Genomic DNA, 11,406 nt, shown 5'->3' with positions numbered 1-11,406 from the left:
AAACACTCAATAGCTGATTATAAGGGGGATACAAAAAAATCGGTTCTTGTTCCATTACCCCAGGTAGCTGATAAAGCTGCCTTTCTAGGTCAGGAATGCAAGCACCTTCCACCAAAAGAAATAGTTGCTCTGATTTTGACAATTCAAATAATGGCTTCATTGCGTATTACTCTGGTCTGACGTAGATAATATCTTCTGTATTAAACCGAGAATAACGAACTCCCAATAGGTGAGCAATAGGACAACCGCAAATTGATAAGCTTTTGACTTAAAAGGAAAGTTAGGCAAAAAGCTGCCCGAAGCAAGATCACATTTATCTCTATACATGATAGCAAGAGAAGATTAGAGCATAACGTTAGAAGCCTTAAGTCAGATAGAGAGCGGCACTATCATTTATGGTGTTGGTTGTAAATTTTCCGTAATGTACAGCGGCTAATCCCAAGCATCCTTGCTGCATGAGCTTGGTTGCCTCGGGTATGAAGTAAAAGTGTTTCCACAAGTGCAAATCTCAATTCAGGCATTAAATAGCTCAGATCGGGTTTAGCATGTTTTTTATCTGCCCCCCGTCAGCTCTTGCTTAGTGCATCGAATTACCTTGCCACGTGTCATCAAGGTTGTCATTAGCTATCTAACCCTAAATGATTCAATATGCGTTTGTATGCCATGTTGACCTGCTTTTGGGCAATCAAAAATGAGCGTTTTTGATCTATCACCTGCTCATCTCGTGTGGGCGCTGTCATTAAAAAGGTCGCATCGTGATACTCGTGCATTGGTGATAACGATAAAACCTGTTGCCAGTGTCTTTGGATTTGATGATTGAGACGCTGATGACTCTCAGGGTGTGAATGCATCCAATCTAAACCGACCATTAACGCGAAAGTATACGTACTCCCCCTATCCGTTGTGTCTAGTTCCCATGCACCATGCAGTTGTCCCTCCTTGTGAAAACCATCAGCAAAGTGGTTCATCGATTGCTGTAATGTGTCCATCAATGCATGCATCAGTGACTCGCCATCGTCATTGCAATAAGGATTACAATCTGGTGGAACAACCAGCTCGATAAGCAGTATGGAAAGGCGCTTATAACGCGATAAGGCAAGATTGAGTACTTCTTGTATGCCTTTGGTCTTAGATGAAAATTCAACATGATAAGAAGGATTTGGATGGGTGAGTTCGGCGTATTGAAATTGGCTCATGGTCGAGTTTCCTAAGGTGTAAAGGTGTGTATAGAAAAGGGAGCCTAGGAAAGGCTCCTATTTGTTGTGTGTTGATTTAATTTCTTGCCGCGAGCGTGGCTAACTTATCGGCCTTTTCGTTTCCTTCAATGCCAACGTGTGCTTTTACTTTCATAACCTGTACGTACTTCATGGCGCGTAACCTATCGACTTGTTGCCAAAGTTCACGATTGGCAATGGGTTTACCGTTGGCTTTGCGCCAGCCTCTGGCTTTCCACCCCTCTAACCATTCATTGTGACCTTTTACACAATACTCACTGTCTGAATAAAGGGTATCGCCATCATTGGCAAATTCTAACCCTTCTATCAAAGCGATAAGTTCTAGTTCGGCATTGTCAGTAGGTCGATTAACGGTTATCGAGTCAGTATGGATAAGCTGCTGCTCTGAATTGTAAATCGCAATGCCAATACCGCCTTTTAGGCAGCCGTGTTGATTGTTGGGCGCTGCACCATCGACGTAGATAGCGCATGGGGAAACCGAATGTAAATAGGTCATGATAATGGTGTCCTTGAGTGTTGTGATTTGAAAGGCGTAAGGCGATGCAGTTCAAAATGCTTACCCTACGTTTTGAAAATGAGGTTAATGATTGGTTTGATTCGCTCTCGCTATACGTTGCTTTTTCCCCAGCAGCGTTGTCCAGGTATCTTGCCCTCTTTCTTAGCTAAATAGCTGAGCATCCTCACTGCTTCATTCCATTGAGGTTGATAATCTTTGCCTGCATACGTGCAGATGGTTTTGACACCGTCGTATTGGAGTACACTAGACACGTATTCTGAAGGTAATCCCATTGCGCTTAAGCACGCTTCTTCAACGCACGTTTTTAAGCAGGGGCCTTGGTAGTCATAATTGCCCCAGCGCCTAAATTGATTGCCATTCAAAATCAATGCAAAGTGGTAGTGCGGTAGGGCTGTGCCTTTCTCAATGTTGTGCTCTTTGCACCAAAGGTAATAGAACGTTACTTTTTGACCCGTGAGAAACTCTAACTTCGCTGACAGAGAGCCGAGAAATTTCTTCGTAAACTCATGGGTACGATAAGGCGTAGGGTCATCAGGATGAAAAGCAGGGTAATGCACATCAAACCTAAACACGCTGACTCGTTTAAATTGGCTTAACGCTTGATGCAGTACGTGCTCAATGTCTTGAATGTGATTGAGATTATAGTGATGACTAGAATAGTGTTGCGTCATGATTGAATCTCGCTATGAATGGATTTCATAACAAACTCAATCGTTGTATTTGGTCAGTATTTAATACCTGTCACAAGGTGGCAAAGCCTTAGTATTGTTGGAAATTGAATGTGAGAAACCAAATTTTAAACACGGACGTTATTATCCTTAGAGCAACGTTGACCATCTCAACTTATCACTGCACCAGCGCAGTAATATCTTGATGGCGCCTAGTCGCACCACATGCCACCAGCACATCCAGAAGCGTATGATCGCATCTAATGGCATTATCGTAACCCATAAGACGATGAAGGGCCGCGACCCAATCCATCTTAACTACCCCCGTTATCTAACGGCATCTGAACCAAGAAGTGTCATTGCTACTCTCACTGCACAAGGCTACGGGTTAATCAAGCCATTGCTTCTATGAATCATCGTAAACCATTGCTGATAATGAACAGAATGATAACGAAACATACCTGCTTCTGATTAATACTATGAGAGTGCAATAACACTCTCTATAGGCTTACCATTGTATGAGTAAGATTATTGATATAGATGTTGTATGACTGAATATGATTCTATGACTAGGTATGGGTATCACTACTGATACTATTGATTAAGTATTCTTATATTGACTTAACTAAAGTAGTGCTGATAGGTAGTATTAATACATCCGTATGCATTCAGAAAATAAGCTAGGGTTATGTCGAGGTCAAAACCCTTACCAGATAAGGCGGGAGGTCACCTTTTTCTCGTGCTTATGATGTCAATACTACTCGGAAGTTAGCGATTCCCAGAGTAACAAATTTTGAGGATGTTTTTATCCCCAAAAACAACCATATTGGTCTTTTTTTACTGCCTCTAGAGCATACTCTAGATGGTCAAATTCATCGTACTTTTCCCATTTGCCATTGGCTCGCATCCATGACAGACGCCAACACTGTTGTGTTCGAATGTAGGTGATTTTAGCTATGGGGTGACTCAGTGTTTCTGTAGGTCTGTCCCACCTAGCTCGGTTCTCGATAATTTCGATGGTTTGATTCGTTAGCTTACCCTCAATGTCGACGCTCTGGCGACTATGTGTAGGTGGGCGGACACTGTGAATAAACGTGTTGAGTACTTTGCTATAGCGAGCGTGTTCAAATTCAGAAAAAGCCATGTAAGAATCATGTGTTATTGAAATAGTCAGGTATTGTAACCTCCTAAGTCCATGTGGCGCGAATGTATTCATAACACTGAAACATTCCGTGGGATAGCAGCTTATTACTGGGTGTGGCAGTAGGAAGGGTGCTACATCGTCCTTCCTGCTTTTAAGGCTTTATCGGGAAGCCTTAAGGCAACACTCTTAACTGAACATCAAGTATGGGTGAGTCAAGAGATGTAGCCTGCCACTGCTCGAAGCTGGTTTGCAACCTTGATTCGTGTTGCATGAGATTCATTGAGTAGCAACGTGTCTTGATATCTTGAAAGAGACGCTTCTTAAAGTCGAATAAATGCGCAATGGCCGGTTGGCTAGTATCAAGCTTTTTCCATTGCTCGATGCGCACAATCTTCCATTCGCCTGTTTTCAGTTTGCATAAGGTGATGTCCGCTGCCTCTGCATGGGAAACGCTCGACCTCAAACAAAGGCTCTGACAGTGTTGTCGAAAAGGTAACGTGGTGAGTTTGGCTAATCCGTCACAAACCCGATGTAATAAGGCATCGTCAAATAATACAGTACTGCACGGCGTGATAATAGACAGTGTGGACATGAGAGTGCTCCAAAGTAGGCTCTCGCTTCATTCTGCTCTTGTTTGTCGAAAGGAGTTAAATCACCCACCATGAATCGCTCCGCGCTGATTAAGCAGAGTGTCTCGATAGGATATTCATCTAGAAACTAAGAGGTAAGAAAATGAAACGAGCAAATATCGTATATGCAATCTTCTTGGGAATATTGCTGGTGGTTGGGGTCGTTACTTGGTTAGAACTTTTGAGAGTTAATCCGCCTTGTTATCTCGCTCTTGAATTTTGCCTGCCAGCCAAGTTATGACATCGTTATAATTCCAGCGTTGCTCTCGATGACTTAATACTTTTCCTTTGGGGAACTCTTCTCTTTCTATCATTCGATATAGGGAATCTCTTTTGACGCCCAAAATGCCGAGCACTTGTTTCCTATTTAATAGGTGAGGCTCTTCGAGTAAAGCTGGGCTATATGAGTGGCCCAATTGCCACGTTTGGTTTATCCATGCTTTGATTTCAGGAAGGAGCCAGCCGCTAGCTCTAGTGCTTATTTTAATTCGCTCAGGAAATCGCCCCTCAGACACCATGTGATTAATTGAACTGCGGTGATAGCCAATCATGTTGGCGAGGTCGTTAATGCGGATGAGTCTAAGGTCGGATTGAAGGGATGTGGTCATGAGATTGCTCCGTTATCTGTGATTACAAAGCAATGCTCATGACTGTATTGGATTATTGGATAAATGAGAGACGACTATCCCATTTTGAAAATGGTGTATTCTTTTATCGCTAATTGTCTAATGTAAGGAAGTTTGCTGTGACAGATGGCTTGGTAGTAAAGCTTTTCTAAATGTTTGCTCTGTAGAATGCATGTCTCAATGAATGAGTAATTTTTCGATATTGGGCGAGGAACGTCTTTTTGTCCATCAAACATATCATCGGCAGCAATAAGCAAATTTGTGGATGTGCTGGGCACTTTATGGCGTATGACTTTCTTGGCTGCCACTAACGTATCGATAAATCGACTGACGGTGGACTCTGCAATGTGGGTCTCTTGCGCCATTTGCCTTTGCGTCTTAGTGCAGACGTAGGTGTTTCTATCAATGTGTAATATGAAGTATCGAAGCAGCGTGTCGAACTTATCGCATTGAGTTCGAGAGAGCTTTTGTTTTTTCGCCTTAAAGTACATGCCCTCAAGTTCGGTTGTTGAGAAAGGCACTATAACTTGTGGGAGGTACGTTATATTCATAGACAAAAAGCCGGATTGCGCCTGAAGGTATAGATCATCAAAGTATCGAGAGGGACCAGAGAGGATCGTTGCTCCTTCAGAAAAGAAGCGCGTAAAGTAAAGTTGCTTAAAATGTCTGAGGTTGGGGAGTTGATGATGTTTTGGGGATCGAGGCTTTTTGGGAGGCTCGGGTAGCGATATTGCTCTTCCTTCTTTTTTTGCGCGAGTCTGTTCTTTCTTAAATTTCTTACTTTCCTCTTCCCACGCATTAAAGACTTGGTGTTCTTTATATTCTTTTTCTTTAACGCGTTTAAATATCGGCAGTAAGAGAGAAATAGCACTGTGCTTCAGAGGCTGTTCAAGGGTACGCTGCTTGAGTAGGTCAATCATGTAGTTTTGCTTGTGAGAGGACGCTTGAACCCACCCCGCATCTCTGGGTTGGCGAATGCGGTTAAGTTCACTTTCGTATTTTATTTTCCACTCTTCTTTTTCAATGGAATCGTCTTGGTGTAAGTAACGCAATAGTGCCTTTAGCTCTGAGCTTGGTTCGAAGCCGCATTGAGCGCTCAATTGCGTCATAGAAGGGGCGTACCTATATATCGCTTGCCTTTTCATATTACCACCCTCTCTCGATAGTGAGTACTTTCGTTTTTATATCTTGTACATAGCTTGTAAGCGCAGGTTGAAACACACTACGTATATCAAATGGAAGGTTTTTTAATGCGTGCATTCTTTTTTCGTGGGTGAAATGCAGGTTATGTACTTTGAGATCGTTAAAGTTGCTGATGAAGCGTAGAGCGCTTTCTTGTACTTCGCTTATTTTGGCTGGAGAGCTTTCAGCAGGTGAATAGGTGAACATTTTCTCTAAGGTTGTTGGGCATCCGCTTTCCCAGAATTTTTCGGTTGGGGCGATGAAGGAGAAAGGCTCGATCGAGATGAGCTCGGCTTTGATAAGTTTGGTGAGCAAGCCGTTCAGTTGAGTGCTTTTAAGATTTAGCCGTGACGCGGCCTCTTTTTTGGTGAGTGATGAGAGCATGACACCTGGCGCACTGTATCGAACGATGAGGTACACCAACTGAGACATGTGTAGACTTGTCTTTGGTGAACCAACGATTGACTCATGCTCTAACAGTCGATGTATGCAAAAATCAGTGTGTTGTTTTAATTGACCTCTGTGTTGATGAAACTGTTCAAGATGTTTGGGTGAGGGGATCATTATGTCTTTATTTTTAAATATAACGACGCTGTAACAACGAGTAATACCTCGATGCTGCTTAAAGAGAGGTTGGACCGTCTTTCGTATCTGCCGTTTGATGTCACTCGCACTTAGCTCGTCAGAGTCGCTGAACTTAGTGTGTTGAGTTATCGGACAATAGCCATTGTTATCACTGTTTTGTCTAATGTAGCTGTATATCCCAGCGGTATGATTAAGGTTGTTGATGAAGTGAATTGAGTGTTTCATGGATAATTATGACCATTGTAACTTTTTATAGTGCATGTAATTTTGCCAGAAAATTCGTTTTAAAAATATCAGGGAACTCTGCATTTATAGTGTTTATCGTATCTTTAAACCCAATATTGGTGGCCTTTCTTTAACATATGGGGGTACGGATGGATACTTCTATTTTTTGTATGCGATATCAAGGATAGTGAAGTGGTTTGGTGTGGGTGCATTTCCCCACTTTGTTTGTTTAGTGTTGCACTAATGATTTATTATCATACATCAAATTGATTTGTCATTGGTTTGCAAAATAAAGATAAGACTGAATTTAAATATCAATAGAACTTCTGTTGATAGCTCGAAACCTGAGTGTTAAGCCGTAGGTGAGGTGTTAACCGATAGTTTTCTGGTGAGGACTTAAAGAGATACTTTAATGTTGTAGTGTTAAGTTAGTAGTGAAATGTATTAAATTTTTTTAAAATGTTAATAAGGCACATTCTATCTATTAGAGTGTGCTTGCTTAGCGTTAGTGAATTAACAAATAGAGAGTGTATTATGAAGCTGGAAGATTACTTTATTGGGTATGATAAAAAGAACGAAGCTCATGAACTTTGGGTTGAGCAAGTTAGGGTGGGAAGTGGTGATGCCATGGTGTCTTCAACGGAAGAGTGGTTGAAAGGAATCAGTACATCTGAGCGGCAGAGCATATTAAAGCAGTGGACGCAGAAGTTTGGTAAGAAGACCAAAACACTAAGCCCACGCCTGAGCATCAGCATGTACAGGGATTTTGAGAGGTTAGCGAATAGGCATCATTTGTCTATGAACCAGATGGTCACTAAGCTTATTCGAGAAGCTTTGGAAAAACCACCCATCGAGCAGCAGTTAGATGGAATAGCGGGGCAGATAGAGGGGATAGCAGACCAAATGACACAGTTATCTGAGCAGAATGATTTACTTTTTAATAGCCTAACAGAGCCACAGTAATGTGCCGTCTCGTTGAAAGTAAGTCAATAATGACCAATATAAGCCGCGATGAACGATTATGCCTTTCAAAAAAGATACTACTCAAAGTTTTATCGCTAAAGCTCGGTTACGCTGGGGAGACCGTTACGACTACCGCCATGTAGTTTACAAGAATAGCCGTACTCCAGTTAAGATTGTTTGTACTAAGCACAATCTTTGTTTTATGCAGACGCCGAGAGCACATTTTTCGGCCAAGCATCATTGCTGCCCACTTTGTTATCGTGAGGTCGCTGGAAAGTATCAAAATGAGTGGAGGGTTAAGGTTGATGAAGCACCTCAAGACGAAAAGAGCTTACCGCCACTCATCAATAAAGTGTTTCGAAATTGATAAACTGGTTACAAAGGTAACGTTTGACTTTAGGTACACGTATAGGTACATTTGTCTGAAAGTGAATGGAGTTACAACCTCCATAAAGCTAGGTAAGACAACGTATTCAAGGTGTCGGTTTAGATGACTATCTCTCCGCCACTTATTCTTAGAAAAGTCACCTAACACAGATAGGTGATACATATGTATTTGATAAAACTGGCTTCTGGCGTGTACTACACACGTATTGCCACCCCTGTTTTTCTACAAAACTCACATGGCTATCCAAAGGAAGTTCGTTTGTAAGGCTTAAAGGATAGGCTCCATTAAATGATATTGGGCAGTTTGTGTGCTTGCTGCCAACGTTCAACTACCTCATAAGCCGACAGATTTAGGGCTTTCTCTCGATTGATATGTAAGACCAAGTGGCAGTGGTTGCTCATGATGGCGTAAGCGCAGATGTCGATGCAGTAAAGTTGCGAGATCGCAATCATTTTCGCTTCACCCACGCTCTGCGGTGCTCATGATTTTGTTGAGTGATAGGGTCAGTCCCACACAGGAAGCTACGCCTGACACAGCGAGAGACGCAATGATAATAAGGTGTGGCATCAACGCATATCTGTTGTTTTCTCGCAGTTGTCATTTTGTAAGCGTTAACTCACACTTTTTGTCAATGGACTGCTGGTGAACGCTTACCTTTTATCTTTGATGATTTGATTGTTATGTATTGATTTTAAAGTATTTTTCTTGGTTGGGGTGTCCCTTCTAAAAGTTAAAGTGATTTTGATTAATTTGGTGGTGTATTGTGGTATGGTAGTTGCCTTATTTTACCCATAACAACTATGAGACTTGTACGCTTGGACAGTAGTAAAAGAACATTTATTGACCTTTTTGCTGGTATCGGTGGTTTTCATCTTGCTTTATCACAATTAGGTATGGAAGCTGTATTTGCATCTGAAATTGATAAACACGCTCGTGAAACTTACACTGCTAATCACGATATAGACCCTAATTTTTTCAATGATGATATCCGGAGTCTAAACCCGTATGAAGTGCCAAATCACGATATTTTGTGCGCTGGTTTTCCCTGTCAGCCATTTTCTCAAGCTGGGCATAAAAAGGGTTTTGAAGATGGTAAAGACTCAGAGCGAGGGAACTTATTTTTTTCCATAGTAGACATATTAGAAGCTAAAAAGCCTAAAGCATTTATCTTGGAAAACGTTAGAGGCCTAGTTAACCACGATAACGGGAACACATTTAAAGTAATTCAAGAGCATCTTACTGAGTTGAATTATGATATCAGTTTTGAAGTGTTAAAAGCCTCTAGCTACGGTAAGCCACAGCACCGTCCAAGGATCTATATTGTAGGATTTAATAAAGACTTAGTAGATACGACTACGCCTTTTTGTTTCCCGAAACCTATCCCTTTAGAAACAACAATGTCAGATATTTGGGAAGGGGAGTGTGAGCGAAAAATCGGCTTTACATTACGTGTGGGTGGTCGAGGTTCATCAATCGATGATCGAAGAAACTGGGACTCTTATAGGGTTAACGGTGAAGTAAAACAGTTAACTCCCAAAGAAGGACGAAGAATGATGGGTTTTCCAGATTCATTCGTATTGCCCAAAACAATTACCCAAGCAATGAAACAACTAGGTAACAGCGTTTGTGTTGATGTAGTAAGGCATATTGGTCAGTCTGTATCTGATTATCTAGACGAAAATACAAAGGAAAAACAAATGTCTGAACGTAGATTTAACCGTGGTGAGTGGAGTGAGTTATACGCATTCTTAAAACTTTTACTTACGCCTGAGCTTCCATTTTTGAATGCTTCAAAGCAAAAGTTAGATGAATCTGTAATTGTTTTAAATGTAAAGCATAATAACACTCAGCATAGCTATGACATTTTAGATTCGACAATTCAAATAATCGATCAAAACAAGGTGGTAATCAAATCACTTCCAGTTAACGGATTGATAAACCATCACACAGTTTCCCACTTTTTAGAAGAGATAAAGGCGGGTGTCGGGAGTGCGTTCCCAATTCCATCTGCTGATGAAGTCTTAAATAACTTACTGGTCTCTAATTTTAAAGGTTCGTCAAGCTCTAAAGGAGATATCCAGCTATCCTTTCGCTTCTCTGGTGCCCAGTACTTAAATAATGCACTCGGAATTAAATCTGAAGTGGGTGGAGCACCAACTCTTCTAAATGCATCATCAGCAACAAACTTTATCTTTGAGATTTCAGGATATAATGGAAGCTTAGATGATATTAACTCTATTGCGACTAAAGCAAAAGCTAAAGATCGTATTAAGTATATCCTCAATAATGGCTGTGAACTAAAGTTTGTTCGTTGTGAACAAGAGATTCACGAAAGAAATCTTCGACTGGTTGATAGCAATATGCCAGAGATTTTAGCTGAGATGTTAGTTAAGTATTACTCAGGGCAAGGCTCTAACCTGACAGATTTACTTGATGATCATCAACAGCTAGTCAGGGTTATGGATTATCTAAAAAGCGTTCTTCTCGGTATGTTCTCGATAACGCCTTGGGATGGTTACTATTCAAGTGAAGGTAGTATATTAACTAGGGAAACAGGGGAATTAGGGCTATATCACGTCATTAAAGATCAAATAATGAAAGAGTACCTTGTTCAAAATACTAAACTAGATACGCCTTCATTGAGTCGCCATCGCTTTGGTAATGCGTACTTTGAAAATGGGAAGTTTTATATAAAGCTTAACCTTCAGATTCGTATGAAGTAGGTAGAATGTTGTCTGGTAGATACCTATAGCTTTGTCCAGGGGTAAATGCACCAACTTTGCCCCTAATTTCTTCTAACGTTATTGGTTTTGCGAACAAGTTGATATCAGAGATTAGAAAGTAACAAGGACATATATGGTCACCTCGCTGATCGCAAGGCCCGATTGAAATTAATATTGGTCTTTTCTTTGAGCTAATTCATAAGCCTCCTTAACGGAGATTAACATTGATGGTCGACGGTCTTGCGACATATATCCGGCGTCGTTATAGCAACGTTGAGTTTGCTGCGCCCTAATGAGTTCCAAATTGACGTCTTATCCTCCTCTACACACGCATGGCTTTTCAATAGCCGCTGTCCTTAACAGGTTTTGAATAAGACAAACCGTTTTACATCAGTGTATTACCGCTCTTTTACAGATGGTTCTCTTTATCAGGCACACGCCAAATGAGGATTGTAAGGCGCTCCTTTTACCAAGACGGCCCAAATAATCCGCGCCAGCTTATTCGCGAGAGCAACGACCAA

General features: G+C 41.3%; 13 protein-coding genes and 1 pseudogene. 4 read left to right on the top strand and 10 right to left on the bottom strand.

Going from position 1 to position 11,406, the window contains the following annotated elements:
- Positions 1 to 389: 389 nt before the first annotated feature.
- The 4 genes from QTN94_RS18470 to QTN94_RS18455 all read right to left on the bottom strand — a co-directional run bounded on the left by QTN94_RS18470 (position 390) and on the right by QTN94_RS18455 (position 2,423).
- On the bottom strand, positions 390 to 521 hold the full coding sequence (locus tag QTN94_RS18470) for a helix-turn-helix domain-containing protein (RefSeq protein ID WP_331428478.1): 132 nt from the start codon (positions 519 to 521) through the stop codon (positions 390 to 392).
- A 99-nt stretch (positions 522 to 620) separates the two neighbouring features.
- On the bottom strand, positions 621 to 1,196 hold the full coding sequence (locus QTN94_RS18465; RefSeq protein WP_331428477.1) for a hypothetical protein: 576 nt from the start codon (positions 1,194 to 1,196) through the stop codon (positions 621 to 623).
- 76 nt (positions 1,197 to 1,272) lie between these two features.
- A complete protein-coding gene (locus QTN94_RS18460) occupies positions 1,273 to 1,731 on the bottom strand; it encodes a ribonuclease HI (protein ID WP_331428476.1) in 459 nt (152 codons plus the stop codon).
- A gap of 110 nt (positions 1,732 to 1,841) precedes the next feature.
- A complete protein-coding gene (locus QTN94_RS18455) occupies positions 1,842 to 2,423 on the bottom strand; it encodes a YagK/YfjJ domain-containing protein (protein ID WP_331428475.1) in 582 nt (193 codons plus the stop codon).
- A 202-nt stretch (positions 2,424 to 2,625) separates the two neighbouring features.
- Between QTN94_RS18455 and QTN94_RS18450 the strand changes: the two genes are divergently transcribed.
- Entirely contained in the window at positions 2,626 to 2,832 is a 207-nt protein-coding gene (locus QTN94_RS18450) for a hypothetical protein (protein WP_331428474.1), read from the top strand.
- A gap of 393 nt (positions 2,833 to 3,225) precedes the next feature.
- On the opposite strand, the gene QTN94_RS18445 is transcribed toward QTN94_RS18450, so the two are convergent.
- The 5 genes from QTN94_RS18445 to QTN94_RS18425 all read right to left on the bottom strand — a co-directional run bounded on the left by QTN94_RS18445 (position 3,226) and on the right by QTN94_RS18425 (position 6,433).
- Complete coding sequence (locus QTN94_RS18445) at positions 3,226 to 3,564, bottom strand: DUF3024 domain-containing protein (protein WP_331428473.1); 339 nt, start codon at positions 3,562 to 3,564, stop codon at positions 3,226 to 3,228.
- A 172-nt stretch (positions 3,565 to 3,736) separates the two neighbouring features.
- A complete protein-coding gene (locus QTN94_RS18440; protein ID WP_331428472.1) occupies positions 3,737 to 4,156 on the bottom strand; it encodes a hypothetical protein in 420 nt (139 codons plus the stop codon).
- Between the two features lie 225 nt (positions 4,157 to 4,381).
- Positions 4,382 to 4,801 carry a helix-turn-helix transcriptional regulator gene (locus QTN94_RS18435; RefSeq protein WP_331428471.1) on the bottom strand — a complete coding sequence of 140 codons (420 nt, stop codon included), beginning with the start codon at positions 4,799 to 4,801 and terminating at the stop codon, positions 4,382 to 4,384.
- Positions 4,802 to 4,875: 74 nt separating this feature from the next.
- Positions 4,876 to 5,928 carry a hypothetical protein gene (locus tag QTN94_RS18430; RefSeq protein WP_331428470.1) on the bottom strand — a complete coding sequence of 351 codons (1,053 nt, stop codon included), beginning with the start codon at positions 5,926 to 5,928 and terminating at the stop codon, positions 4,876 to 4,878.
- Between the two features lie 37 nt (positions 5,929 to 5,965).
- Positions 5,966 to 6,433, bottom strand: a complete 468-nt coding sequence (locus QTN94_RS18425) for a hypothetical protein (protein ID WP_331428469.1) — start codon at positions 6,431 to 6,433, stop codon at positions 5,966 to 5,968.
- A gap of 912 nt (positions 6,434 to 7,345) precedes the next feature.
- Between QTN94_RS18425 and QTN94_RS18420 the strand changes: the two genes are divergently transcribed.
- Positions 7,346 to 7,774, top strand: coding sequence for a hypothetical protein (locus tag QTN94_RS18420; protein ID WP_331428468.1), 429 nt, complete (start codon positions 7,346 to 7,348; stop codon positions 7,772 to 7,774).
- 58 nt (positions 7,775 to 7,832) lie between these two features.
- Positions 7,833 to 8,141 (top strand): hypothetical protein, encoded by a 309-nt coding sequence (locus tag QTN94_RS18415; protein WP_331428467.1) that lies wholly within the window; start codon positions 7,833 to 7,835, stop codon positions 8,139 to 8,141.
- 308 nt (positions 8,142 to 8,449) lie between these two features.
- On the opposite strand, the pseudogene QTN94_RS18410 reads toward QTN94_RS18415, so the two are convergent.
- Positions 8,450 to 8,763: pseudogene (locus QTN94_RS18410) on the bottom strand (transposase); the annotation flags it as partial.
- Between the two features lie 214 nt (positions 8,764 to 8,977).
- On the opposite strand from QTN94_RS18410, the gene QTN94_RS18405 reads away from it, so the two are divergent.
- Positions 8,978 to 10,885 (top strand): HpaII family restriction endonuclease, encoded by a 1,908-nt coding sequence (locus QTN94_RS18405; protein ID WP_331428466.1) that lies wholly within the window; start codon positions 8,978 to 8,980, stop codon positions 10,883 to 10,885.
- The last annotated feature ends 521 nt before the right edge of the window (positions 10,886 to 11,406 follow it).

The sequence above is a fragment of the Vibrio sp. M250220 genome (assembly GCF_036533795.1).
Taxonomy (GTDB): domain Bacteria; phylum Pseudomonadota; class Gammaproteobacteria; order Enterobacterales; family Vibrionaceae; genus Vibrio.
This window is presented reverse-complemented; position numbering and strand designations above follow the sequence as displayed.

Bases quoted from the DNA above. Each gene is read 5' to 3' on its own strand.
- QTN94_RS18470 (WP_331428478.1), bottom strand. From the start codon at position 521: ATGCCTGAATTGAGATTTGCACTTGTGGAAACACTTTTACTTCATACC.
- QTN94_RS18465 (WP_331428477.1), bottom strand. From the start codon at position 1,196: ATGAGCCAATTTCAATACGCCGAACTCACCCATCCAAATCCTTCTTAT.
- QTN94_RS18460 (WP_331428476.1), bottom strand. From the start codon at position 1,731: ATGACCTATTTACATTCGGTTTCCCCATGCGCTATCTACGTCGATGGT.
- QTN94_RS18455 (WP_331428475.1), bottom strand. From the start codon at position 2,423: ATGACGCAACACTATTCTAGTCATCACTATAATCTCAATCACATTCAA.
- QTN94_RS18450 (WP_331428474.1), top strand. From the start codon at position 2,626: ATGGCGCCTAGTCGCACCACATGCCACCAGCACATCCAGAAGCGTATG.
- QTN94_RS18445 (WP_331428473.1), bottom strand. From the start codon at position 3,564: ATGGCTTTTTCTGAATTTGAACACGCTCGCTATAGCAAAGTACTCAAC.
- QTN94_RS18440 (WP_331428472.1), bottom strand. From the start codon at position 4,156: ATGTCCACACTGTCTATTATCACGCCGTGCAGTACTGTATTATTTGAC.
- QTN94_RS18435 (WP_331428471.1), bottom strand. From the start codon at position 4,801: ATGACCACATCCCTTCAATCCGACCTTAGACTCATCCGCATTAACGAC.
- QTN94_RS18430 (WP_331428470.1), bottom strand. From the start codon at position 5,928: ATGACGCAATTGAGCGCTCAATGCGGCTTCGAACCAAGCTCAGAGCTA.
- QTN94_RS18425 (WP_331428469.1), bottom strand. From the start codon at position 6,433: ATGTCTCAGTTGGTGTACCTCATCGTTCGATACAGTGCGCCAGGTGTC.
- QTN94_RS18420 (WP_331428468.1), top strand. From the start codon at position 7,346: ATGAAGCTGGAAGATTACTTTATTGGGTATGATAAAAAGAACGAAGCT.
- QTN94_RS18415 (WP_331428467.1), top strand. From the start codon at position 7,833: ATGCCTTTCAAAAAAGATACTACTCAAAGTTTTATCGCTAAAGCTCGG.